Here is a 24,526-nt window from a genome sequence, read left to right as displayed (position 1 = left end):
CAGGAAACAGCGCTTTCGAGTTGACCAAATCCCGCTTCTGCGAATAGAAATCAGGGTTGTCTCGTAGTTCTGGCAAGTAGCAGATTAGCGCACAAGCGTTGATATCACAGCGATTTTGCTCATACCATGAGAACCGCTCACCGAGTCGATAGTTATACTGACGACGCAGCAAATCTAGCCAGTTGCTCAATGTGGCGACTTGGCTAGAGGTTGGACGTAATCGATACTGATATGCGGTTCTCATGCGATAATTATATCACGTTCATTTATTAAAAGTCAGTGAAACGCGGGTACAAAACCCGTTCTAGGGGTGTTAGTAGCTTACACGCTCATTTAGTATTAACAACCAAATATCGATATAGCGTGATTACAGAGCCGATGCTGGAAAGACTGAAGGAGATCATTAAAGATCTTTGCGCCAAGTGGCAGTGCGAATACGTTGAAGGCAACGGAGAGCCAAATCACTTTCACCTCGTTTTCAGGTTCTTTCCTCAAACCGACCTTGATAAATTTATTGGCAACATTAAAAGTGTTTCAAGTCGCAAAATGAACCAAGAATTCGCAGACCATTTAGCAAAAACTTACTATCCGAAAATCAGCCGTAGAACTGGAGAGAAGACCGCTAGAGTGTTTTGGAATGAGTCTTACTCAATTGATTCGGTGGGTGTCACAAAGCTAGACATCCTGATTCGATATGTGCAGACTCAACCGAAAGAACTTTTAGACAAAGTAACTCGTGGTGAGTTGTAAGAGATTGGCGTTTCTTCACCGTCCCCAATCACTCGCGGGGCTTCGCTCTACATTGTTCAAGGGGACAGTTCATCAACGCCCTGGCTTTCATCCCGACGCTCACCTGAGTACAGGTAGAGCGCGGGGCTTCCCGCCGAATTTGCTAAAGGAGAACGTTAAGCTGAGACGCTTACTTTAACGTGAATTCGATAGAGTTTTTTCGCTTCGGTATTTAACGCTTCTGCCCCCCAACCCCCCAATCTGGGGGACTTTCGGACAGGATTTCTTGCTCAAAGTCCCCCAGACTGGGGGATTTAGGGGGCTGAAGCCGACTGAAACGAAGCGACGACTTGTGTGTACACCGTAGGGCTGCCACTGAGCGAGTTTCATCGAATTCACGTCACTGTGGACTAACGCGCCCAATAGATCACTTTCTTTTCGAGAAACACAAAGAACCCGTAGAGAACAACGCCCATCGCTGCCAAAATTAACAAAGCTGAGAACGCTAACGGCACATTAAAATCAGCAGTCGCCTGCACGATCAGATAGCCCAATCCTGCATTAGACGCAACCGATTCTGAAATGACCGCACCAATAAATGACAGCGAAACGGCAACCTTGAGAGACGCAAAAACGTAGGGCAATGTGTGCGGCCAGCCAACCTTTTGAAAGACTTCTACCTGCGATGCGCCCAACGATGACAGCACTTCTTTCATCTCAGGTTCGACCGTATCTAAACCTAAAGCGACGTTGACAGCGATCGGAAAAAACGCCAGCAAAAAGGCTGTAATTGTCGCCGGAATTGCATTCGCCCCAAACCAGATCGCCAACAGCGGGACGACAGCCGCCTTGGGAATCGTATTAAAAGCAATCAACAGTGGATACATCGTCAAATAAGCCACTCTCGAATAGCCGATCAAAAAGCCCAACACGACACCCACAATCAGCGCAATAAAAAAACCAACCATCGTCGTCCACAACGTTCGCATGGCGTTGGTCGTTAGCTGCGGCGCAAAATTAACAGTTGCTTGAACGATATCCGTCGGGGCAGGAAGATTAAATTTGGGAATCTTAAAGATGATCACCATCAATTCCCAAAGAACAAACAAAACGATCGTGGCGATGAATGGTAAAACAAAGCCCGCTGACTTAGATTTGAGAAACTTTTGCATGGGAGATTTAATAGGATCGCTAGTTGTGGTGAATGTTGCGGCGAATCGTCGAGAAATAGTGGTTAAATTCGTCGGATAGCTCCATGTCCAGGGTTCTGGGACGAGGCAGATCGATCTTGACTTTGTAGATAATCGAGCTAGGACGGGGACTCATCACATACACCGTATCCGACAAAAACACTGCTTCGCGTAGATCGTGAGTGATCAAAATGCCGACACATTTGACGCGCATCCACAACGCTTGCAGCATCACCCACATCTCCTCACGGGTGAAAGCATCCAACGCGCCAAAGGGTTCGTCAAGCAGCAAAATTTCGGGCTGGTGAATCAGCGATCGACATAGCGAAGTCCGTTGTCTCATGCCGCCTGATAGTTGCCAGGGATACTGTTTCTGAAAGTCCTGAAGCCGCACCGTTGCCAACAGATCTTGAGCCATGCGGATAAATTCTGCTTTTTTCTGACGAAACTCACCCTTGTAGGGCTGCACCACTTCTAACGGCAACAAAACATTGTCGATCGTATTGCGCCAAGGTAGCAGGACTGGATTTTGAAAGGCGATGCCGACGTTTTTGAGCGGTTTGGTGATGGGTTGTCCTCGATATTTGATGGAGCCGATCGGAGCCGGACTCAACCCCGATATCATTCTCAAAATCGACGTTTTGCCGCAGCCACTCGGCCCGACAAAGGACACAAACTCACCTGCATTAATCGACAGAGACACCTCATCAATAATCCGACGCATCGATCCCTCAAAGGGATACTCCAAGCCAACCTGGTCAAACTCAAGCAAGGGCAATCCGTTTTCTGAGGAGAGCATCGAAGAATTGGAATCAGTCAGGGGTTGAGCCATAGGAGGGGTGAGGGGTGAAGGGTTGAGTTTAGAAGTGCGGCATTCTCGTCTTTCTTGGGAAGCAGGGACTTTTGGAAATGGTCAGACTTGCCCCGCTTTTGAAACCTAACTTAACGTGAATTCGACGAAGTTTTTTCGCTTCGTTGTTCAGCGCTCCTGCCCCCAAGCTGCCAATTTTGGGGGACTTTTAAATCAGATTTCCGGTTCAAAGTCCCTCACTCGTGGGGGATTTAGGGGGCTGAATTCGACGAAGTTTTTTCGCTTCGTTGTTCAGCGCTTCTGCCCCCAAGCTGCCAATTTTGGGGGACTTTTAAATCAGATTTCCGGTTCAAAGTCCCTCACTCGTGGGGGATCTAGGGGGCTGCCCAGATTAATCACCGTAGCGAAAGATTTCATCGAATTCACGCTAACTTAACGGCTTACGATCGCCCTGAGCCGGGATTTGTCGTAGCTCTTTGGCGGGGAGAAACTTATCGGTGTAGATGTCTGCCACTGTAGGAGTCGTCTTGAGTCCAAAGCCTTCGACGGTTTGCTGGATGGTTCTTTCGAGACGAGTGGGGTCGATCGCGCCCAGTCCCAGAGTTTCTGATTCGGGAGTGATAAACATTCTCTCTAGCGCGATTTTTAAGCGCACTTTCTCAGCTTCGCGATCCATTAGCTTGCTCTGATCTGCGCCCATGACGGCATCCAATCCAGCCCCCGGATCTTTGATCACATCCTGCAATCCGCGCATGTAGCCTTTGACGAATGCTTTGACGGTATCAGGATTTTTTTCGGCAAAGTCGGCTCTAGTCAAAATCGCATTGCCGTAAAAGTCCATGCCGTTGTCGGTGTAATAGAAAACGTTGATGTCTTCCATTGTTTTGCCGCCCTTGAGTAGAGAAGGCAATGCTGATGTGGAGAATCCGCTAATTGCATCAACTTTGCCTTGCAGCAAGAAGGTTTCGCGCAGTTTGGGTTCCATTGTCGTCCAGTTAACCGAGCCTGCATCTACACCCGTCGCTTTAGCGAACACGGGGAATAGCTTACGCGGCCCGTCTCCGGCGGGGGCACCTAGATTTTTGCCGTTGAGGTCTTTGGGCGAGTTGATGCCTTTGTCTTTGAGCGAAAGAATGGCGAAGGGCGCTCGACTTTGCGTGACAGCGACGGCCATGATCTTGTCGTTAGGGTTTTTTTCGTTAAAATCTAGCGCATTGTACATGTCGCTAAACGCGAGATCAAACTTGCCTGTACCGAGTTTGCTGATGGTGTCAGAGTTGCCAAACCCTCGCTCAAAGCTGACATTCAGCCCTTCTTCGGCAAAATAGCCTTTGTTAATGGCGACGACGAGCGGCGCATCTAAGCTCTGCATCAAAAAGGACAACTGTACCCGCACATTCTTGAGGTTTTTAGTGTCTGCATTGGCAGCAGGACTGGCGGCGGGACTGGCTCCACTGGGGGCACTGGTGTTGGGCTGATTGCACCCGTTTAGCAAGGCGATCGAGACCGCGGCCAACAATAAACTCGGAAAACGCTTCATCATCACTTTAGGTTCACGTAGGACGACATTCAAATCGAGGGCACAAGATTAAGCTGCTCTGTATGCTGTATGCAATTTGATAATCAAGCCTATTGAAAGTCACGTACCAAAGCAAATTCTGTGTTTCAGATTACAAAAATCTAAATACAGGCAAGGTATTGCGAGAAACCAATCGATCGCCGAGTTTCTTCCGTATGAGGTCACTCAACTAACTAAGACAAAACTTGGACGATGTATAGAGTGCTACAGAAGTCATCAGGCATTCGATTTTTAATCACAGAGAGTGTTTGTGCTGCATACAGAATACAGCGATCGTTTGTGGTGTGTGTTATGAAGATTAAGTTTGCTTTGGCGATGGGGGCGATCGTCCCTTCTATTCTGCTTGCTGTCCCGGTTTTAGCAGAATCCGTTCTTGAATCCGTTTCCAACTCTATTCCTGAATCCGTTTCAAAACCTGTTCTCGAATTAGAGCAGATCCCAAAAGTTGCTGAGTTTGACCCTAAAGTTCCGTCGGCTAACCCTACGATGTCGCAGGTCACATCGGTTTCTCAACTTACAGACGTGCGACCGACGGATTGGGCGTTTCAAGCGTTGCAGTCTCTCGTCGAGCGCTATGGCTGCATCGCGGGCTACCCTGACAAAACCTATCGCGGCAATCGGGCCCTGACTCGCTTTGAATTTGCGGCCGGGGTGAATGCTTGCCTCGCAAGCTTCGCTACACGTAGTGTTCGCGTCAATGAGCTAATCGCTGCCTCCACCGCCGATCTGGTCAAAAAAGAAGACTTAGAGACGCTGCAAAAACTACAAGAACAATTTGCCGCAGAACTTGCCACCCTCAGAGGACGAGTCGATTCGCTAGAAGCTAGAGCCACCACCCTCGAAAAGCAGCAGTTCTCCACCACGACTAAGTTAAATGGGCTGGTCTGGTTCAATATGACGGGAGCCTTTGCGGGAGATGACGTATTGGCAGAGCGATCGCCTGCTGCTCCTGGTAGTGCTGTGGTTGCTCCCAGACGAGACGCAAACAATGTGCCGACACGAGTCCGACGCACCGATCCCAATGTCACCTTTAGCTACTACACCTGGCTCACTTTGACGACTTCCTTTACAGGCAAAGACACGCTGATCACTCAACTCGCAACGGGGAACGGCAACTCTCCCGCTAACCAGTTTGTCTCGGCGGGATTCTTTAACTCCTGGGGCACGCCCTTTCTAGACCAGAGCGGCACACCAAACGCCAGTACAGTTGTGATTCGAGAATTGTCCTACGCCTTTCCGGTGGGCAAAGATTTGCGAGTAGTTGTTGGGCCACGAGTCAGCTTTAATCGCTACTTTGATGCCAACCGTTTCACCAACTTTTTGACGGGGGCAACGAGCTACAACTCGAATGGCAGTACCTTGTCGAATGCGATCGATCGCGGGTCAGGGGCCGTCGTCATCTGGAATCCCAGCCCACAGTTTCGCTTTGCGGCAGCTTATTTAGCCGAGAATACCGAATTCCTCAATCCCGCCATTTTCAATACTTCTAGCAATCCGGCTGATGGTTTGTTTCGGGGCACCAATACAATCAGCGCCGAGTTAACCTATTCACCGAGTCGAGCGTTTAACCTGCGGTTTTTGTATACGCGATCGGATCTCAAAGCCTACAACGGATTCATTGGTGGTGCGGTGGGTGAGCCGTTGCCTTATGGGTATGCGGACGATGGCTTTGGCGGTCGAGTCAGAGATTCTGCGGCGGATGCGTTTGTGGCTAACTTTGATTGGTTGGTGACTCCCAAATTTGGTCTTTTTGGTCGCTATTCTTACGGCAGAACGAATATCAATCCGGTTAATGCGGCGCGATCGGGCGGCGATGTTACGGTGCAGGCGATTCAGGTTGGGTTGGGCTTTCCTGACCTGGGCAAGAAGGGAGCCTTGGGCGTGATCTCGTTTGTGGTGCCCTATGACTATACGGGCGGACGGAGATTTTTGCTGGCGGGCGGCGGCGATGGGGGCACTCAGTATGATCTGGAAGCGTCTTACTACTATCCAGTGACGAATAATTTGGCGATCGTGCCTGCCTTCTACGCGATTTTTAACGCCAACAATTTCGACAGCAATCCGACTGTGTTTGTGGGCAACGTTCGCGCTCAGTTTAGTTTTTAGGCGGCGGTGGCGGAGCGGGCAGAGGAGTTGGGGAGCCAGTTGGAGAAGCCGTTGGAGAAACTTTAGGCAAATCTGTTGGAGAAGCCGTTGGAGAGGGAGAGGCAGGGCCAAGAATCAGGGGAGTGCCGCCTGTGGTGTTGCCCCCTGATCCTTTGATCAACTGGCGAGGATTGGTCTTTGCCTGCTGTTGAGCCGCTCTCAGTCTGGTTTGATAGGTCGTCAGTCTTTGCTGTACCAGCGATTTTTGAAGGTTGGTGTTGGCGGCAGGTTTGAGGAGAGCGATCGCTCGATTCCACTGTTTGATGACGAGCGCCCAATCTTCTTTGGACTGAGCCGACTGCGATAAATTAGCAGCGCTGACGGCCTTATCTTCTGCCTCTGCTAACAGGGCCGTCACGTCGGCCGCCGAAAGCTTTTTGGTGGGGTCGGGCTTACCTGCTTTGGGCGTGGCTGTGGGGCTGGGGGCGATCGCTTTTGGGTTGGCGGCTTGCTGGGCGATCAGGCGTTCGGCAGGAAGGGTGGGGATGGGGCGCGGCGATTCTATCGGGACTGATCGCGTGGTCGGTAGCGGCGTACAGGCAGACAGCAGTCCGATCGTTCCTGCAAAAATTGGTCGCGCAAAGGATGATTTCAGGGTTAAAGACAGCATTGCCATAAAACACAATTCAACGGGTTAATTTAGCACGAGGTTGATCCTGACGATCGCGCTGAATTTACAACTTCTTCACCTTGAATCCCAATTACCCTTAAAATCTGTAAAGAAGTCTCAGTGAGAATGCGGAATGCGGAATGCGATCGTCGGGGCAGGTTTAGCAGGGTTGGCTGCGGCCGTTGAACTGGTGGATGCGGGGCATGAAGTCGAAATCTTCGAGTCGCGTCCGTTTTTGGGCGGCAAGGTGGGCAGTTGGGTCGATGCAGACGGCAATCATATTGAAATGGGTCTGCACGTTTTCTTCAACAATTATTACAACCTGTTTGCCTTGATGAAGAAAGTCGGTGCCTGGGAGAATTTGCTGCCCAAAGAGCATGTTCACACGTTTATTAATCGGGGCGGCGACATTGGTAAACTTGATTTCCGCTTCCTAGTCGGGGCCCCTTTTCACGGACTGAAAGCCTTTTTTACAACCGGACAACTCACCGTTCAAGACAAATTGCAGAATGCGCTTGCCTTGGGGACGAGTCCGATCGTGCCGGGTCTGGTCAACTTTGATTTTGCGATGAAGCTGATTCGCGATCTCGATGGCATTAGTTTTGCCGATTGGTTTCGCAGTCACGGCGGCTCACAAAATAGTCTCAAGCGCCTGTGGGACCCGATCGCCCTCGCACTGGGATTCATCGACACCGAAGAAATTTCTGCCCGGTGTATGTTGACCATCTTTATGATGTTTGCCTCTAAAACCGAAGCGTCGAGATTGAATCTACTGGCAGGGTCACCGGGGGAATATTTGCTCAAACCGATCGTCGATTACATCCAGTCCAAAGGCGGCAAGGTTCACACTCGTCGGCAAACGCGCAAAATTTTCTTTGAGGGTGAAGGGACGGAAACCAAAGTCACAGGGCTGTTGGTTGCGAATGGAGAAGGAGAGGAAACGATCGTCGCTGACATCTATCTCGCCGCCTGTGACGTGCCCGGAATTCAACGCCTCTTGCCTCCTGAGTGGCGCAGCCTCAAAACGTTTGAAAATATTTACAAGCTAGAAGCTGTTCCCGTTGCGACGGTGCAACTGCGCTTTGACGGTTGGGTGACGGAGATGAACGACCCAGATGCAAGAAAACAAGTCGATCGCGCGGCAGGCATTGACAACTTACTTTATAGCGCTGATGCTGACTTTTCTTGCTTTGCCGACCTTGCGCTCTCCAGTCCCAAAGACTACTATCGCGAGGGACAGGGTTCGCTCATGCAAGTAGTGCTGACTCCCGGCGATCCATTTGTCCCCATGAGCAACGAAGACATTGCTCAACATGCCCTCAAGCAGATTCACGATCTCTTCCCGTCTTCGCGAGAATTGAACATGACCTGGTTCAATGTCGTCAAATTGGCCCAATCCCTCTACCGCGAAAATCCTGGAATGGATGTCTACCGCCCTTCTCAAAAAACCCCGGTTGCCAACTTCTTCTTAGCCGGGAGCTATACCCAGCAGGACTACATCGACAGCATGGAAGGCGCAACTATCTCCGGCAAACAAGCCGCCCAAGCCATTCTTGAACCCACAGGCTACAAAGTTCAAGGTGTTGGATTGTTTAAGTATTAGGGAAGAGAGGGATGAGGGATGAGGGATGAGGGATGAGGGATGAGGGATGAAAGGTGAATGGAGTTAGCGGGTTGGGCGTTTGGGGGTGGTTTGTTTTACTTTTTTGACGCAGGTGACTAAGATAGCTGCAAGCTCGTTAGCTTCTTGGTGAAGGCTTTGTAGTTTTGCGGCGGGGAAGATGCCTGCTTCTTGAATGAGTTCTAACCAGTAAATGGTTTCCTCAAGTTCTTGGAGTCCGCCTTCAACTTTGCTGACAAATTCGGCATCAGAACGGCTACGATGAGCTTCTCGAAAGTGGGCACCGACTGAAGTCCCTGATCGTAAAACCTGCTTCCCAATCACCTGAGCCTCGATCGAACTTGGCAACGCCCCATACAACCGAATCACCCTCAAAGCAAACTTCTTCGTCCTCTCCCGCAAATCAACCCTCATACTCATCCCTCAACCTCTCCACGTTATCCCCTATCCTTCCCTTTCATCCCTCATCCCTCATCCCTCATCCCTCCCTATGTCCGACTGGTTAGAACATACCGTTCAAATTGAAGTAGATGCCCCGATCGAGTTCGTCTGGAGTCTCTGGTCTGACTTAGAGCAAATGCCCCGATGGATGAAGTGGATTGACTCGGTGAAAGTGTTGGAAGATGACCCCCGACTGTCTCGCTGGAAGCTGGCAACCGGAGGACTCGAATTTAGCTGGCAGTCTCGGATTCTCAAGCGAATTCCCAATCAGATTATTCAATGGGAATCAGTCGATGGTTTGCCAAATCGGGGGGCCATTCGGTTCTACGATCGTGGCCCCAGCAGTATTGTCAAAATGTCGATTTCCTACGCGATTCCCGGCTTTCTCGGTCAGTTGATGGACAATCTGTTTTTAGGCAAGGCTGTCGAGTCCACACTGCAAGCCGACTTAGAACGCTTCCGAGAATATGCCCTCAATGCAAAAGCGACCACCGAGTAGAAAACAAATTCTGGTGAAGCAGATCTAGTTTCAAACAGGCGATTTCAAGGGTGATAGAGACGGCGGCGATCGACCAACACGAACAGCTAAAAAGCTTGATGAGTTGGGAATTTCAATCTTTTGAAAAAGTTCAACTCTTAGCCGATTAGAGTATACATTCTTCTAAACGGTATATTCTTTGTGCCTGCTTGCGATCGGCTGTCAATATTGCTCACAAAAAACGATCGCTCCCTAAAGAACGATCGCTTCCAATCAACTAATTCAACGCTCAATTTTGCGGATTGGTCGGAGACTGGTAATAGATTTTAGAACCCGTATCTGACACAAAATGACACGCTAGATAAGACCGGAAAAAACTTTTCCAGATTGGCTCATCAGACTTGCGATAATACTCACCCAACACAGGCTTAATCGCTTTGGTGGCAACCTTGAGATGATAGTGAGGCATATTCGAGAAAATGTGGTGGGCCACATGAGTACCAATGTTGTGATGAATGGGATTGAACATGCCATAGTCACGATCGATGGTAGACAGCGCACCCTTCAAGAAATACCAATCATCACCCCGATACCAGGGAATGTCGGGTTCTGTGTGGTGCAAAAATGTCACCAGATCTAGCCAGACCACAAAGCCGACATAGCCCACCAGATAATATTTGACCAAAAACAGCCAGCCATACTGGACGGTCACAAATCCCAAAAATCCCACCATTGCCAGCAAGCAAATCGTACTCACCAACACACCATTGCGCTCAGACGGCTTAAACAACGGACTCTCAGGCGAAAAATGTGACCCCTGCTTACCGGGCGATCGCCGAAACAAATACAGCGGATACGCCACCAGCGGCAAATAAAACCGCATCAGCTTTTCTGCATAGCCCATTTGTTCATACTGAGCTTCTGTCACCGGATACCAGCTTTCGTCAGTCTCAATATTGCCCGTATTCGCATGGTGCGTCCGATGACTGATCCGCCATCCGTGAAACGGCACCAAAATCGGCGAATGTGACAAATGACCCACCAAATTATTCAGCCATTTGTGCTTAGAAAACGACCCATGTCCACAATCATGACCGACCACAAAAAGCGCCCAGAACATCGTGCCCTGAGCGAACCAAAAAATCGGATAAAACCACCAGGCATCGAGATAAGCTACGATCGCATACAGCCCAGCGAGAATACCTAAATCTAAGAAGAAATAAGCCAGCGATCGAGTAGTAGAAGGCACAAAACACGCATCGGGAATCGCCGATCGCACGTCTTTGAGAGTAAAAGGAAGCTCACCTGATAGTAGAGAACGGTCTTCTACAGCAGACGAATCGGATAAAACGGGATGGACTTGCACGTACTTTTTAGTCTGCCGAAATATAGATTAGCTCGGTTATTGTAACGTTTTGTGGTGTCCGAGCTAACGATCGGGGATCACAATCTTGGGGAATTTTGAACCCTGCTTCGGTAGACCCAAAGTATGATAGAGAACTTCTGCTACAGGCAAGCTGTTTGTCGTGACGCACAAAAAAACTGGAGAAACGACCCCTTGCGGGTAACTCAAAGAGATCGCTTCCCCAGTTTCAAACGCTAAATTCTAAAAACCAGACCTAGTACGTCTCAACGTGCCAGCGGCCTGCTTTCTTCATCGCCCGTTGAAATTCCTTCCACTCAACCCCGACTTTTGTAGCCTCAGCCGAAAGCGCAGCATCAATGCCGTCTTCCATGCCTTTGAGACCACAAATATAAGTGTGTGTTTTGGGATCTTGCATCATCTCCCATAGCTCGGCTGCATGTTCTGCCACGCGGTCTTGAATGTACATTCTGCCGCCATCCTTATTCTTCTGCTCACGGCTGATCGCATTCGTGAGACGGAAGTGATCGGGATACTTTTGCTCGATTTCTTCGAGTTCTTCCTTGTACAGAATGTTAGCTGTCGTCGGAATCCCAAAAATCAACCAGGCAAACCCATTGAATTGGTAGTCGGGGTTAGCGGCTTTTTCGTTGTCTTTGAACATGCGCCACAGATAGGCCCGCATTGGTGCAATCCCCGTCCCGGTTGCCATCATGATCACCTTGGCATCTTCATCAGGTGGCAACAGCATTTCCTTACCCGTTGGGCCCGTGATTTTCACATCTGCGCCCGGTTCGAGATGACAGAGATAGGTTGAGCAAACTCCATACACGGTTTCACCCGTCTCAGGATGCTTGTACTCCAACTGTCTGACGCAGAGAGAAACGGTCTTGTCGTCTACTGGATCGCCGTGACGAGTCGAAGCGATCGAATACAGTCTGAGCTTCTCTGGTTTGCCATTTTTGTCGGTTCCAGGGGGAATAATTCCGATACTTTGACCTTCGAGATAGCGTAGATCCCCTTCAGAAATATCAAACGTTAGATGGCGAACAGTGCCAATCCCACCTTCACCCACCAGTTCATCATTCGAGACACACTTACCAACGAACGGACTCGCGGGTCGGTAAATATTGACGGGAATGTCGGTGGTGGCAGCCTTTGCTTGAGTCATAGGCCTTCTCTCTTCTCCTGCTTTAGTGTTCTTTTGTCCAGTTTCCTGCTTGACTTCCGTCGCAGACTGTTCTAGGGTAGCCTTTCCTATTAAGTTCCCATTAACATCTAAAGATTGGATATTGACGATTTTGCCGCCCATGCGGGTGATGCGCTGCATGACTTCGTTCATCCGGCTGTAGGGCACCGTGATGTAGGTGCTGCCACTCTGCCGAATGGGGTAGTTCATCCGATCGTTTTCCTGGCTTTGACGCAGACCGACCACTTCATATCGGAATGTACGGCTACCAGAAGGGGTGTTGCCTGTGCCCGATGCGCTTGAATTAAACATTGCTGTGAATTATTGCTGTGAATTTCTCCGACCTAACCTAACTTAATATTGTGCGGCAACGGGCCTCATTCACCAAATCTGCGCGAGGATTGATCCGGTTTGAGCGGTCACAAATGGCTTAAAAAAATGATTTTCCGCTTAACTGTACAGAGAAAACGATCTTTTGGAAGCTACCCACCGGGAGCCGCCTGATTGTGAAGTTCGAGTTAATTTGATCAGCAGACGATCGTACCAGAGGCAAACCCTGGAAAATAGGGGGATAATCTTGAGTTGCTAAGAAGGCTTGTGAGCAGGATCACGATTTGGTAAGATCTGCCCTAGCAAGCACGTACTAAATACTCAATTGCAAAACCTGGGCACTTCTCTGGCGGCTCTCAAGGTTTTTATGGATAAAGCGAGAACGATCGAGTTGACTCCACAAAGACAGTTTGCAGGGTTTCTTGAGGGATAGGCGAAGTTAAGCGGTATTCTTTAAGAATTGCTGCTCCCCAAGTTGAGCAATCATTGACAGACCGAGCGATCGGTTAGACAACAACCCCCCGTTAGTAGATCACTTTTTGTTAGAGGAAACCTATGACCAGTAAGCCAGACCGCGTGGTTCTGATTGGCGTTGCCGGAGACTCCGGATGCGGTAAATCCACGTTCCTGCGCCGATTGACAGATTTGTTTGGGGAAGATTTCGTCACGGTGATCTGCCTCGACGACTACCACAGTCTGGATCGCAAACAGCGCAAAACAACGGGCATCACCGCTCTCGACCCCAGAGCCAACAATTTTGACCTGATGTATGAGCAAATCAAAGCGCTCAAAAGTGGTCAGACCATCAACAAGCCCATCTACAACCATGAAACGGGTCTGATCGATCCCCCCGAACTGATCGAACCCAACCACATCGTCGTGATCGAAGGGCTGCATCCTCTGTTTGATGAACGGGTGCGCGGGTTGCTTGACTTTAGCGTTTACCTAGACATCAGCGACGAAGTGAAAATTGCCTGGAAGATTCAGCGCGATATGGCGGAGCGGGGTCACACTTACGAAGACGTTCTCGCCCAAATCAATGCCCGCAAACCTGACTTCCAGGCGTACATTGATCCTCAAAAAGAATTCGCCGATGTCGTGATTCAAGTCTTGCCGACGCAGTTGATCAAAGACGACCAGGAGCGCAAAGTTCTGCGGGTACAAATGATTCAACGCGATGGAGTCGAAGGGCTTGAGCCTGCCTACCTGTTTGATGAAGGCTCGACCATTCACTGGACACCCTGCGGACGCAAACTGACCTGCTCTTACCCTGGCATCAAGATGTACTATGGGCCTGATGCGTCCTATGGTCACAGCGTGTCGGTGTTAGAAGTAGACGGTCAGTTTGACCAGCTAGAAGAAGTGATCTATATTGAGCAACACTTGAGCAAAACTTCGACCAAGTACAACGGTGAACTAACCGAATTGCTCCTCAAGCACCGCGAATATCCTGGTTCTAATAATGGAACGGGGTTGTTTCAGGTGTTGACGGGTCTGAAGATGCGGGCGACCTATGAGCGCTTGACTCAGAAGGAAGCGGCGTTGACGGCTAAGGTTTAGTTGATCGCCCAAGTTGGAGTGAGGCGTAAAAGAATCGCTGCGATCGAGTCCTCATTCCAATCTTAATAGACGGCTCTTAACAGACTGCCAAGTTTCAAAGTTTTGGTGTACATGATTGGGGGATGTGTCCAACCGCATCCCTTTTTTTTGCGATTAAGGCTGCAAGTCAGATTAAGGCTGCAAATCAGAGGGATAAGTTCTCTGCGTCAGTTCGATCGCATTGAGGGACATGATCTGTTTTATAATGCTTGCTTAAGATTTGAAAGCTAGTAAAACGCTCTACTGCCCTTGTCGGCTGGAAAGCATTCAATCCATTGGAAATCAATAGCGATGGTCACGAATCGAACGAGCAAAGCCACCAGCCGCAGGACTACCACCCCTCGAAGCGTAAAAACCCCCGATAAGACTCCTGTGAACCCCGAAAAGAACGGCATCAGCGACGAATCCTCCGATATCCCGACCTCGGACACCCCCATCTCCGATCCATTTAAGGAAGACACCACCATGAGTACCGAAGTGATTGACGTAACCTCTGAAGCGGCTGAGTCAAAAGAGGGAGCCATCCAACTCCACAGTCAGCCCAGTCTATCGATCTGGAATCGCCCGATCATGCCCGATGATATGGAAGTGGTGGGCACCATTCAATCGGCTGGACTGCGCCCGATCGCCGCCAGTCATCTCGCAGTTTATGGCACGCTAATGGGGGGTCGCCCGATCGAAGCCAATGCGCTCAAGGTTGCCGATATGGTGGGCAATTCTCCGATTTTCTACAATGATGTGGAGATGATCGAGGGCGAAAATGGAATTTTTGGCCGGCCGATTATGGTCAGCGATCCGGCTTTGATGAATTCGGAGGCCGGGTATGGTGGCCGTCCGATCGCTTCTAATCAAATCGATGACCCGCGTGCATTGATGGGCTATATCGACTAGACAAATTCAAATTGTTTGAATCCTTGGGCGCTTCTAAATTGACAAAGAGGGGCCCATTTTTTTTTGCGAATTGCTTTTATAGACCTGGACGTTGGACATTGAACCGAACTGGTCTAAAATCTCCAGTCTTTCAAAGTCTCTACCAGTTTTTCAAAGTCTCTAAAAAAACTTGATCTTTTGAGAAGCGTAAACACACATTTTTAGCAAGATCAGCCCTTCGCGGACGTGAGCAATGTTTGATTCGCCATAGGTTCGAGGCTGATAGCGGACAGGCACATCGACAATGTGGAGGCTCAGTTTAGTTGCCCCAAACAACAAATCAAAATCGCCAAATGGGTCAAAATCGCCAAAATAGCTTCTTCCTGCCGCAATTTTCTCGTAGTCTTCTCGCCACAAAACTTTCGTTCCGCAGAGCGTATCTTTTAACGGTTGACCTAACAAAAACGAAAACGCCAGACTAAAAAACTTATTCGCCCAATTATTTAACCAGGGCATGGCTTTTCCTGAGCGAGGATAAACGAGCCGCGACCCATTGGCAAACTCTCCACGCCGCGCCGCCACCACCTCAAAAAAGTGAGGCAAATCTTCAGGCTGGACGGTCAAATCCGCGTCGAGAATCATCAAAATGTCACCTGTCGCCTGCTCAAACCCCAACCGAACTGCATCAGCTTTGCCCTTTCCAGATTGTTGAAAGGCTTTGAGCCTAAACGCTGGGTGTCCTTGGTTAACTACGCGCTGAATCTCTGCCCAGGTCTCGTCTCGCGAATGTCCTTCGACAAAAATCACTTCAGTTTGCTTGCCCAGGGGAGGCAGGCGATCGACGGCCCCGCGAATATTGCCCGCCTCATTTCTCGCAGGAATGATCACCGAACAGGTACAGGTTTCTGAAACGGTGGGTAGGTCAGGCCTGGCAATGATGTAGTTCGTCAAGCCCAAGTGATTGATGCCAGGGAGATGGGCTAAGACGCGATTGCAGAAAGTAGAAAGTCCGGGGATTGGTTTGGGTAATAGAAACCGACGGCCCGATCGCACCGATAGATAGCCCGTAATCGTCAGCAGATTCTTCACATCCGTCATTGAGAGCCAGCTTTGGGGTGGTTGGGGGCGACGTTGCCCGATGCGTTCTGCAAGGTGTAAGAGAGGCTGCCACAAAAAGTTGTGAAATGTGAGAATCAGGCGAGTTCGCGGATGACAAAACGCTTGCAAGTTTTGCAGCACTTTTTGAATGTCGCCCAAATGCCCCAAAACGCCAGACAGCACAATAAAGTCAAACGCAACGTCGGTCTCAAAGTCCTGTGGAATCAGCGTTTCTGCATCCAGACAGTGAAACTGTAAGTGGGGATATTTGGCTTGAGCAATGTCGATCGTCCCTTGCGAAAAATCAATTCCTACGCCAATTTTGGGCTGCAAAGCTGCCAACAAATTCCCCGTTCCGCAGCCAATTTCTAACACACAACTGCCCGGAGGAATGAGAAACTGATGCAAGCGATCGAGGTCTTGATAATAATAACGATTGCGCTGATTCCAGCGATCGAGATCAGGCGCAATGCAGTCAAAATAACATCTCACCTGCTCTTTAAAAGCATCTTTGAAAACAGGTGTAGAAAGGTTTGTAAGAGATGGATTCACGAGGGGCGCTCTCTTTGAGTTACCCGCAAGGGGTCGCATAATTTATCGCCAAACTTATCGCCAGACTTTTAGCTAGACAGTGATTTGGAATTCAATCTTCTCACATCCCTGCAACTCGGATAGAAACTTCTTGTGTATGCTTGACTACTCAATTTTCTTTGAATATCAAATTATTCTTTACTACAGAAGACCAACTTTAAGATTAAAGGTATTAATAAACCCTTAATGTTTGATCTAGCCAGCGCAATTCCGTCTAAATTTAACCCTATTACGGTTTAATCAATTCGATCGAGCCATTTAGCGTTGCACAAAAATCCTACAGTTTGGTGGGTGCGAAAATCATGGTCAAAAAACAATCCTCAGCATTCAGCCTCATTTTGCTGCTTACCTCTACGACTCCTCAACTGTTGAGCGGTTCCTCAGCTTCGGCATCCGCTCTGTTGGCTGCGGCATCGGGCACACAGGTACGGATCAATGGCTCTGGTAGCATGACAGCCGTCAATCAGGCGCTCAAACAGCGATTTGAGAAACAGTTTCCAGACGCGCAGGTCAGCCTTGAAAGTGGCGGTACAGCCGCAGGGCTACAGGCTGTTCTCGATGGTAAAGCTGACTTGGCGGCGATCGCCCGTCCCTTAACTGCCGCAGAAAAAGCAAAAGGACTGGTTGCTGTCCCGGTGGGCCGAGAAAAGATCGCGATCGTCATCGGCTCCAACAACAAGCTCACCAAAGGGTTGGATATCAATCAGTTTGCTAAGATCTTTCGCGGTGAAATCAAAAACTGGTCACAGGTGGGCGGGGCGGCGGGTGCCATTCGCTTGATCGATCGTCCTCCCACCAACGATACGCGCCAGTCCTTTCGCAACTATCCTGCCTTTCAAAACCGCAAATTTGAATCGGGAGCCACCGCCAAAAAACTCTCTGATGACAATCCGCGATCGGTGATTCAAGCGTTGGGCAACAATGGCATCAGCTATCTGCCCCTGAGTCAAGTGCGAAATCAGCCCGGAGTCAAGGCCGTCTTGATGCATGGGACGGCTCCGACCGATGCGCGCTATCCCTTCTCACAACCTCTGTTTTACGTTCACAAAGGAGCGACTCCCAATCCTGCGGCCGCCGCCTTTTTGGGCTATGCCACCGCCGCATCAGGACAGCAAGCGGTCAAACAGACTGGAGCCGTCGCTGTCAAAGGGCCTGAAACCGCTAAGACCTCTGCGATCGCCAAGAAAACCGCCAAAGGCACAAAAGCTACTTCGTTAAACGCTGCTAATCAAAAGGCGGGCGCAAATCTCTCTAACAATCAAGTTGCTCAGGTGCCTGCGATCGGCGACGGTGACGGGGGGCTGTTGGGCGATCTGGGGCTTCCTTCGTGGCTGTGGTGGCTATTTCCGCTGGGGTCGCTCGCTGCTTTGTTTTGGATGTTGGGCAAAGGACGCGATTCACAACCCGCTTCATCGATTCCAGCTTATCGAGACCCCAATCCTGAGTTTCCAGGAGGGTTTGACCCTTTACAGGCAGGAGCCGGACTGGTCGGAGGAGCCACGTTAGCTGGGGCCGCTTGGGAATCGGACGATCGCAACGGTGAATCAGATCAGTCTGATTGGCTGTTTGAAAATCCCAACCTTGCCCCTCCGTCTGCCAACATTCGTACCGAAGAACCGTTTTTGGCAGACGATCGCGATCTCACACCTCAAGACGACGACGACACCACCTGGGGAACGCCAACTCCAGGTTTTGGACTCAACAACGTCGGTGGAGCTTTAACGGGTGGGGCAGCCCTGGCAGGAGGAGCGGGAGCCGCAGCCTGGTCATTTCTCTCTGGCAATCGGCGGCGATCGGACAGTCCCTCAGAGACTTTTGCTCAAACGCCAACCCCCGCAATAGAAAACGTTGTGCCGGAGGAAGGAACGGCTTCGAGTTATCAAGGAATCGCGCCATTTGAAGCCGCGAGTGGTCGATTAGTGCTCTCACCGCGCAATGCTCAGTGGGCCTATGCCTATTGGGACATTCCTCGATCGCTCAAAGCCAATGCCCAACGTCAGGGCGACGAAAACCTCATGCTGCGGCTCTATGATGTCACCGGACTGAATGGAGACACTCAACTTCCAGACCAGTACGAGCAGTTTGATTGTGATGATTTTGCCCTGAGCTGTGACGTTCCGATTCCGACTAGCGATCGCTCGTATGTGGCTGAGGTGGGATATCTCTCATCTGACAATCAGTGGTCAAGTCTGGCTCGATCGACTCCCACCTGGATTTCGGCTCACGAGAGAATGGGGTGATCCCGCGTCTTAAAAGGTTGGAAAAAATAGCTGAAAGTAGCTAGATAAAAGCGCTTCGCCAAAAAAGAGGCTAAAGGTGGCTCCCAGGGCCAGAAACGGCCCAAACGGCATGGGTTGGCGACGATCGAGCAGTCCAAGTGCGATCGCGCCTCCACCCACAAATGCCCCCAATGCACAGGCCAAAAATCCAGCGATTAATAACAGCTTCCAGCCTAACCAGGCCCCCATCATGGCGGCGAGTTTGGCATCTCCTGCGCCCATTGCAGGTTGTTGAAAGACGATCGAACCAACCAAGGCGATTCCATCCAGCAGCCAAATTCCTAACACTGCGCCCAACACAGATCCCATCAAGGCAGCGATCGCATCCGCTGTGCTCGTAGCACCGTTGGCAACCTGAAACCCCAACCCCAACAACAACCCGGATTTTGTGAGGGAGTTGGGCAACGTCATCGTGTCTAAATCGATCAGCGACAGTGCCAACAGCCAACTGAGAAAAGCCCAATAGCCCACGGTGGCGATCGAGAAGCCAAACACCCAAAATACCGCCAAAAACAGCAATCCCGTGGCTGCCTCGACAAGGGGATAGCGGGGAGAAATCGGAGTTTTGCAGTGACGACACCGACCTTTGAGCCAGAGCCATCCCACCACGGGTACGTTGTCCTGTTTTTTGAGGGGAGTCAGACAGCGAGGACAGCGCGACGGCGGATAAAGCAGCGATAACCCTGCCGGGAGTCGGTAGATCACGACATTCAAAAAGCTCCCGATCGCCGCCCCTAGCAGGAAGACGATCGCAGAAGCAGGCACAGCAAGCAAAAAATCTAGCATGGCGGGAATCAGCAGTTAGGGATGAGCGTTCCCCTTCAGGGTTACCAGTTTGATGCTAATACCAAATCAACCAACAAATGATACTCATAAAAAATCAGTTAATTAACCGATTTCTATCTCTCAGATTTGAAAAGAACCTATCAAGGAAGCCGTTTCAAAGTCCCCCAAAATGGGGGATTTAGGGGGCGAGGATCTGTATCAGTAACTAGTGGATTTGGTATAAGGATTGTCAGTTAAACGAAATCACGATCTGTAAGGTGTGTTGAACTTCGGGGTTGTTGAATTTACCGTTCCAGAGATTAATGATTTAGAAGCTGTCTTTCGATCGCATCACACGCCAGTCTCACACCAGTCTCTGCTTGAATGAGATGTGCGATTTCTGCTGCTTTAACAGCATAGCGAGGAGTTTCTAGCAATTCACGTAGTTTTTCAGCGATTCGGACGGCTGAATACTGCTGACGGGAAATCGTCCGCGAAGTCCCCAGGCGTTCGGCTCTTGCGGCATTATCTGGCTGATCATGACTGTAGGGCATTATCAAGGTTGGACGACCCGCCCGTAGTGCCTGAGCCGTTGTACCAATCCCACCTTGATGCACGATCGCACAAGCACCCCCAAAAATTTGAGAGTAGGGCGCGTATTTCACAGCAATGATCTCTGCTGAAAGACCCTCTGGTGGTGGATTCTTACCAATCAGCAACACTGCACGACGGTTTAAGAGTTTTGCGGCTTGAATGCTTTCTTTGTAAAAATTACCCGGCGACATGACTGCGGCCGAACCCAGGGTAAAGACGATCGGGGCTTCTCCTGTCTCTAAAAACTGCTTGAGTTCTGGGGTGAGTTCTGCTCCACCCTCGCTGCCATCATAGAATGTAAACCCTGTGACTGCGGTATTTGCGGGCCAATCTCTTTGAGGCTTGGCAAACACTGAAGAGAACAGGGCTAAGACAAGATAGGGAGAATACTTATCATCAATGAATGGATTACCCTTGAGGGGTGGTAAGTCCAGTTCGCGTCTCAGTTGATGAATCGGCTCTGCCCAGGATTTAGACAAAACTTTTGATAACTGAACGATGCCTCGATTCGCCATAGAACCCAGCCCGCGCAGCTTGGCTAGAAATGGCAGCACAGGCAGGACAGATGGATCATAGACCGAGAGAAATGAAGTAGGTTGTAAGACAGCGAACGCCCACGGAATCCCTAATTTTTCGGCAACCAATCGCGCTGCTACGACTCCTTCACCTGTAATAATCAGGTCTGCATCTTTTGCACTATCGATTAAATCAGTGTAAGTTTCTCGTAGATTTGCACAAACCCAATTTTTGATCACATATTCCGTACCTGTCTTTAAATCCATCATTCGCGCCATCTCTTGGGGGTCGTTGAGGGCGGTATTGTCAGGGCGAATTCGATGAAACTCAAATCCCAAAGCTTCAATTTTTTCTCGATATTCTTGATGAGTCGCAATCACCAGATCATGCCCCCGCTTTCGGAGTTCAATCGCGATCGCAAGTTTGGGGTGTAGGTCACCCAAAGAGCCAATGGTCGTTAAAACAATACGGCTCACAATTTTGCCTCTTAATCCGCTTGTACATGATCACGCTTGCCTGATCTCACCGCTTTGCGATTCTTAGGATCGTGAATTAAACAACCTGTAATTCTCGCGGTTTCGCTTCGTTTGATTCGGCTTCTGCCCCCTAAATCCCCCAAATTTGGGGGACTTTGAACCGCGAAACTGCCTTAAATTCTAGAATGTCTGCTTTCTCAAAGTCCCCCAGAATGGGGGATTTAGGGGGCGAAGTCGCTTGGCAATAAACGATCTTATTTAATTCGCGATCCTTAGTGATTTTAGGTGATTTTAGAATGAGACAGTTTCATAATGTTCCACAATCGGGAACGGATCGTAGAAGTGATGCAGGAGAGAACGCCATTCTTGATACTCTGGCGACTGCCGAAACTGAACCGTGTGAGCTTCTAACGTTTGCCAGCGTACCAGCAAGATGTATCGGTTTTCAGTTTCTAGACAGCGTTGCAGGTCATGAGAACTGTAGCCTGGAATGGAAGCAATCAGGGCTGAAGCCATCTTGAAAGCAGCTTCAAACTCATCACTCAAACCAGGCTTAACCTCCAGAATTGCAACTTCTAATATCACAGGCTCAAAGCTAAGGAACGATCGCTCAAGCAGATCCGCCAATCGCTCGATAACCGCCAAAGGCTTCAAACGGCACAAAACACTCCTGGGGCAACAAAGCAGGCTTGCCGTTAAAAATCAGTTTTCCTCGTAGCGTCAGTCGATTGATCGCAACACCGAGCGGTGGCTCTGTCAATTCTGGATGCACATCATAGTAAGTTTCATAGATCAGCCGCGCCGATCGCACCACCCCTGGATCGATCCACTCAACAAAACTTTCATCGTCCACTCCAACACCTACACTTTGTATCGCGTTAACCACCTGCAAACCCCTCGTTTACGTTCCGCTTGTATCCTATTGCAAAAATGGGAACCCGTACGAAAATTTTGCAGCACGTTGCTGGCGAGGCATCGTAAGAGGGAAGCTTGAGCCTGTCCATTCCTTATCTCTCCTCGCAAAGCGGATTACCCCAAAAGGGAGAACAGATCGATGCTCTGTTGAAATCGCAAGAACGTAATCTCGCTACATATCATTGATTTGATTAGGATTGCGGATTTTTGGTGCGTTCTTCGATGTCTTCAAGGGTGCGGAGAACTAGACGCTTTGCCTGAAGTTGCCAGCCGAGTTGTTGGACTTTGAACGCGATCGCTCCCCCAACGATCGTCGCCACAAAATCGATCGGTTGAGAAGCCGAAATGCCAAACAGCAACCCTAATCCAGCGATTCCCCAGAAAGGTAAAGCCACCGTTTGACGTTGAGTTTCGATCACTTTGCTGATCGGGTCAGTGGGCATTGCAGCCAACAGCGCTTCTTTAACTTGCTCCTGCTCTTTGCGAGGGACTGATAGCCCAATCTTTTGCCGCAATTTCTCGATCTTTCGGGCATCGGTGCTGTACTGCGTCAACTCATCTTCGGCCATCAAAACCAGGCGCTCAAACTGTCCCATTCTCTAACCTTGCTACTTGCTCTATTTTGCAAACTCGTTGGCTTTTTGCGCCAATTCCACATCTTTGAGGGTGATGCCGCCTGAGTCGTGGGTCGTCAGATCGATCGTCACCTGGTTGTACACATTAAACCATTCGGGGTGATGATTCATCGATTCGGCAACCAGCGCCACACTCGACATAAACCCAAACGCTTCGATAAACGATTTGAACCGATATTGACGATGCAGCTTACCGTTTTCAACGCTCCAACCTTCTAGCTGAGTCAGTCGTGTTTCCAGCTCTTGAGCAGATAGGGTAGGGACACTCATAGTAAATATAGAAAAATACCTTCAATTCTCAGAATATAAGGAGAGGCGCGATCCTTTGCGGGTAACTAAGAGATCGTCACCAAACTTTTTACCCAGCGCAGACCCAAAAACTTCAGCAAGCTACCTCAATTCGTTCGCCTGGCTTGGGTTCTAGAACGCTAGTTGCAAGATGATTTTCAGCTAATTTGATGCGAAAGTCGTCTGTGTTGCCCATTACTTTGAGCAGCGACAAAAGCAACCCTTCAAAGACAATTTCTCCCCCTGCGGCCGTCGGCAACATCACCCGCGGTTTGACCATCTGAGCCAGTTTTAGGGCGCTTTCCTTACCTTTGATCAGCGAACCGACGATCGGCAGCGCCAAATCAATCAAGGGAGTAATCACGACATCGATCGTGCCAAACTCTTTGAGCGTCGGCGGATGAAACCCGTGTGGCTCGTAGTAGAGCGTCTTGCCATCAGCTTTCATCAGGTAACCATTTTCTTGCACCAATGGGCCGATCGGAGATCCCAACGTGGCCTGAATGGTCAAATCGTCTACTGTGAAACGCTCACCATGCTTCAAGGTTGTCACTTGAGTAAAGCCCAACTGCTGAGCCACTTTTGCCGCGCTGGGTGAGCCAACCACCGGAATCGATTTGTCCAGGTGCCTCAGCGTCTCAGGATGGGCGTGATCTTCTATCCCTTGAGACAGCAAAATCAGATCGAGATGGTCAGGAATAGGGCGATCGTGCGATCGCGATCCCTTAAACAGCCAGTCCAGATTGCCAAATGTCAAATTTCCTACAAGCCAGGGATCGAGCAAAATGCGCTTGCTTGCAAGTTCGATTAGCCAGGAATTGTTGTCTAACCAGGTCAGATACATGGCTTGTATAGATTTGTTAAGTCTCTATCATTTTATCGGGTTAGTGACAAAAACTTCAGCAGAGTGAGAATTCCCCCAGGCTTTTTCTTCCTACAAACCTGCCTCGACTTTTAGAGTCTCCCCCATTGTGGTCACGCGATCGCCCGCCATCAATTTGCGTCCTCGTCGCGTCTCAACCTTGCCGTTTACTTTGACTTCGCCTGCCTGAATCAGCAGCTTTGCCTGCCCGCCTGTATCGACCAACCCTTTTAACTTGAGAAACTGATCGAGCTTAATCGTATCTTCGCTTGTCATCATGATGTAGGAGCTAAAAGCTAATCGCTCACTAAGGACTAGTTACCTGATCTAGCCTAGCGCAACGCCAGAAGACAACGCCCTCAATATAGCGTCCGCCTTGAACGGATTTGATTTGCTTTTTACGATAATTAAAGAATTACTTAAGCCAAAGAATCCCTAACTAAGAGGTTAAAATTGTGATGAAAGAATCGACGGCTCTTGTCTCAATGTTTGTTTTGGTTTAACGTCAGTTCGATGAGAGTGACTCGCTTCGTTTCAATCGGCTTCAGCCCC

Annotated in this window: 24 protein-coding genes; 7 read left to right on the top strand and 17 right to left on the bottom strand. The window is 49.7% G+C overall.

Annotation, left to right across the window (positions count from 1 at the left end):
• Positions 1–244: helix-turn-helix domain-containing protein (locus ACJ2PR_RS27865; RefSeq protein ID WP_446879407.1), on the bottom strand; the 244-nt coding region annotated here is incomplete at its 3' end.
• 35 nt (positions 245–279) lie between these two features.
• On the opposite strand from ACJ2PR_RS27865, the gene tnpA reads away from it, so the two are divergent.
• The gene (gene tnpA / locus ACJ2PR_RS27860) at positions 280–750 is read left to right on the top strand and encodes an IS200/IS605 family transposase (RefSeq protein ID WP_446879406.1); all 471 of its coding nucleotides are present in this window, start codon (positions 280–282) and stop codon (positions 748–750) included.
• A gap of 389 nt (positions 751–1,139) precedes the next feature.
• Here tnpA and ACJ2PR_RS27855 read toward each other — a convergent pair whose 3' ends face one another.
• From ACJ2PR_RS27855 to ACJ2PR_RS27845, 3 genes are all read right to left on the bottom strand, one after another.
• Entirely contained in the window at positions 1,140–1,901 is a 762-nt protein-coding gene (locus ACJ2PR_RS27855) for an ABC transporter permease (RefSeq protein WP_446858390.1), read from the bottom strand.
• A gap of 19 nt (positions 1,902–1,920) precedes the next feature.
• Positions 1,921–2,751 carry an ABC transporter ATP-binding protein gene (locus ACJ2PR_RS27850; protein WP_446879405.1) on the bottom strand — a complete coding sequence of 277 codons (831 nt, stop codon included), beginning with the start codon at positions 2,749–2,751 and terminating at the stop codon, positions 1,921–1,923.
• Positions 2,752–3,157: 406 nt separating this feature from the next.
• Positions 3,158–4,273, bottom strand: a complete 1,116-nt coding sequence (locus ACJ2PR_RS27845; protein ID WP_446879404.1) for an ABC transporter substrate-binding protein — start codon at positions 4,271–4,273, stop codon at positions 3,158–3,160.
• Between the two features lie 327 nt (positions 4,274–4,600).
• Between ACJ2PR_RS27845 and ACJ2PR_RS27840 the strand changes: the two genes are divergently transcribed.
• On the top strand, positions 4,601–6,415 hold the full coding sequence (locus tag ACJ2PR_RS27840; RefSeq protein WP_446879403.1) for an iron uptake porin: 1,815 nt from the start codon (positions 4,601–4,603) through the stop codon (positions 6,413–6,415).
• Here the strand turns inward: ACJ2PR_RS27840 and ACJ2PR_RS27835 are convergent.
• Positions 6,405–7,064, bottom strand: a complete 660-nt coding sequence (locus tag ACJ2PR_RS27835; RefSeq protein WP_446879402.1) for a hypothetical protein — start codon at positions 7,062–7,064, stop codon at positions 6,405–6,407. The genes ACJ2PR_RS27840 and ACJ2PR_RS27835 overlap by 11 nt on opposite strands.
• Positions 7,065–7,197: 133 nt before the next feature.
• Between ACJ2PR_RS27835 and zds the strand changes: the two genes are divergently transcribed.
• Positions 7,198–8,667: a 9,9'-di-cis-zeta-carotene desaturase gene (zds, locus tag ACJ2PR_RS27830; protein WP_446879401.1), complete on the top strand. Its 1,470-nt coding sequence runs from the start codon at positions 7,198–7,200 to the stop codon at positions 8,665–8,667.
• Between the two features lie 63 nt (positions 8,668–8,730).
• Here the strand turns inward: zds and ACJ2PR_RS27825 are convergent, their stop codons facing one another.
• On the bottom strand, positions 8,731–9,105 hold the full coding sequence (locus tag ACJ2PR_RS27825) for a four helix bundle protein (RefSeq protein ID WP_446879400.1): 375 nt from the start codon (positions 9,103–9,105) through the stop codon (positions 8,731–8,733).
• A 70-nt stretch (positions 9,106–9,175) separates the two neighbouring features.
• On the opposite strand from ACJ2PR_RS27825, the gene ACJ2PR_RS27820 reads away from it, so the two are divergent.
• Positions 9,176–9,625 (top strand): SRPBCC family protein, encoded by a 450-nt coding sequence (locus ACJ2PR_RS27820; RefSeq protein WP_446879399.1) that lies wholly within the window; start codon positions 9,176–9,178, stop codon positions 9,623–9,625.
• A 268-nt stretch (positions 9,626–9,893) separates the two neighbouring features.
• Here ACJ2PR_RS27820 and ACJ2PR_RS27815 read toward each other — a convergent pair whose 3' ends face one another.
• Positions 9,894–10,970, bottom strand: a complete 1,077-nt coding sequence (locus ACJ2PR_RS27815) for a fatty acid desaturase (protein ID WP_446879398.1) — start codon at positions 10,968–10,970, stop codon at positions 9,894–9,896.
• A gap of 253 nt (positions 10,971–11,223) precedes the next feature.
• Positions 11,224–12,468: a ferredoxin--NADP reductase gene (gene petH, locus ACJ2PR_RS27810; RefSeq protein ID WP_446879397.1), complete on the bottom strand. Its 1,245-nt coding sequence runs from the start codon at positions 12,466–12,468 to the stop codon at positions 11,224–11,226.
• A 573-nt stretch (positions 12,469–13,041) separates the two neighbouring features.
• On the opposite strand from petH, the gene ACJ2PR_RS27805 reads away from it, so the two are divergent.
• Both ACJ2PR_RS27805 and ACJ2PR_RS27800 read left to right on the top strand, forming a co-directional pair.
• Positions 13,042–14,046 (top strand): phosphoribulokinase, encoded by a 1,005-nt coding sequence (locus ACJ2PR_RS27805; protein WP_446858401.1) that lies wholly within the window; start codon positions 13,042–13,044, stop codon positions 14,044–14,046.
• 330 nt (positions 14,047–14,376) lie between these two features.
• Complete coding sequence (locus tag ACJ2PR_RS27800) at positions 14,377–14,976, top strand: hypothetical protein (protein WP_446858402.1); 600 nt, start codon at positions 14,377–14,379, stop codon at positions 14,974–14,976.
• 159 nt (positions 14,977–15,135) lie between these two features.
• Here ACJ2PR_RS27800 and ACJ2PR_RS27795 read toward each other — a convergent pair whose 3' ends face one another.
• Positions 15,136–16,605 carry a glycosyltransferase gene (locus ACJ2PR_RS27795; protein ID WP_446879395.1) on the bottom strand — a complete coding sequence of 490 codons (1,470 nt, stop codon included), beginning with the start codon at positions 16,603–16,605 and terminating at the stop codon, positions 15,136–15,138.
• Positions 16,606–16,946: 341 nt separating this feature from the next.
• Here ACJ2PR_RS27795 and ACJ2PR_RS27790 point away from each other — a divergent pair, with 341 nt between their 5' ends.
• Complete coding sequence (locus ACJ2PR_RS27790; protein WP_446879394.1) at positions 16,947–18,884, top strand: substrate-binding domain-containing protein; 1,938 nt, start codon at positions 16,947–16,949, stop codon at positions 18,882–18,884.
• 9 nt (positions 18,885–18,893) lie between these two features.
• On the opposite strand, the gene ACJ2PR_RS27785 is transcribed toward ACJ2PR_RS27790, so the two are convergent.
• The 8 genes from ACJ2PR_RS27785 to ACJ2PR_RS27750 all read right to left on the bottom strand — a co-directional run bounded on the left by ACJ2PR_RS27785 (position 18,894) and on the right by ACJ2PR_RS27750 (position 24,253).
• Positions 18,894–19,709 carry a prepilin peptidase gene (locus tag ACJ2PR_RS27785; RefSeq protein ID WP_446879393.1) on the bottom strand — a complete coding sequence of 272 codons (816 nt, stop codon included), beginning with the start codon at positions 19,707–19,709 and terminating at the stop codon, positions 18,894–18,896.
• Between the two features lie 299 nt (positions 19,710–20,008).
• The gene (locus ACJ2PR_RS27780; RefSeq protein ID WP_446879392.1) at positions 20,009–21,274 is read right to left on the bottom strand and encodes a glycosyltransferase; all 1,266 of its coding nucleotides are present in this window, start codon (positions 21,272–21,274) and stop codon (positions 20,009–20,011) included.
• A 291-nt stretch (positions 21,275–21,565) separates the two neighbouring features.
• Positions 21,566–21,919, bottom strand: coding sequence for an antibiotic biosynthesis monooxygenase family protein (locus ACJ2PR_RS27775; RefSeq protein WP_446879391.1), 354 nt, complete (start codon positions 21,917–21,919; stop codon positions 21,566–21,568).
• The gene (locus ACJ2PR_RS27770; RefSeq protein ID WP_446879390.1) at positions 21,885–22,160 is read right to left on the bottom strand and encodes a hypothetical protein; all 276 of its coding nucleotides are present in this window, start codon (positions 22,158–22,160) and stop codon (positions 21,885–21,887) included. Before ACJ2PR_RS27770 ends, ACJ2PR_RS27775 begins: the two co-directional genes overlap by 35 nt.
• 220 nt (positions 22,161–22,380) lie before the next feature.
• Positions 22,381–22,785 carry a hypothetical protein gene (locus tag ACJ2PR_RS27765; protein WP_446879389.1) on the bottom strand — a complete coding sequence of 135 codons (405 nt, stop codon included), beginning with the start codon at positions 22,783–22,785 and terminating at the stop codon, positions 22,381–22,383.
• A 21-nt stretch (positions 22,786–22,806) separates the two neighbouring features.
• Positions 22,807–23,094, bottom strand: a complete 288-nt coding sequence (locus ACJ2PR_RS27760; RefSeq protein WP_446858411.1) for a 4a-hydroxytetrahydrobiopterin dehydratase — start codon at positions 23,092–23,094, stop codon at positions 22,807–22,809.
• A 112-nt stretch (positions 23,095–23,206) separates the two neighbouring features.
• Positions 23,207–23,956, bottom strand: a complete 750-nt coding sequence (locus ACJ2PR_RS27755; protein ID WP_446879388.1) for an MBL fold metallo-hydrolase — start codon at positions 23,954–23,956, stop codon at positions 23,207–23,209.
• A gap of 90 nt (positions 23,957–24,046) precedes the next feature.
• Positions 24,047–24,253 (bottom strand): RNA-binding S4 domain-containing protein, encoded by a 207-nt coding sequence (locus ACJ2PR_RS27750; RefSeq protein WP_446858413.1) that lies wholly within the window; start codon positions 24,251–24,253, stop codon positions 24,047–24,049.
• Positions 24,254–24,526 lie beyond the last annotated feature (273 nt).

Source organism: Phormidesmis sp. 146-33, from assembly GCF_052939515.1.
Note: the sequence above shows the minus strand (reverse complement) of the source record. Positions and strands in the feature narration are given on the sequence as shown.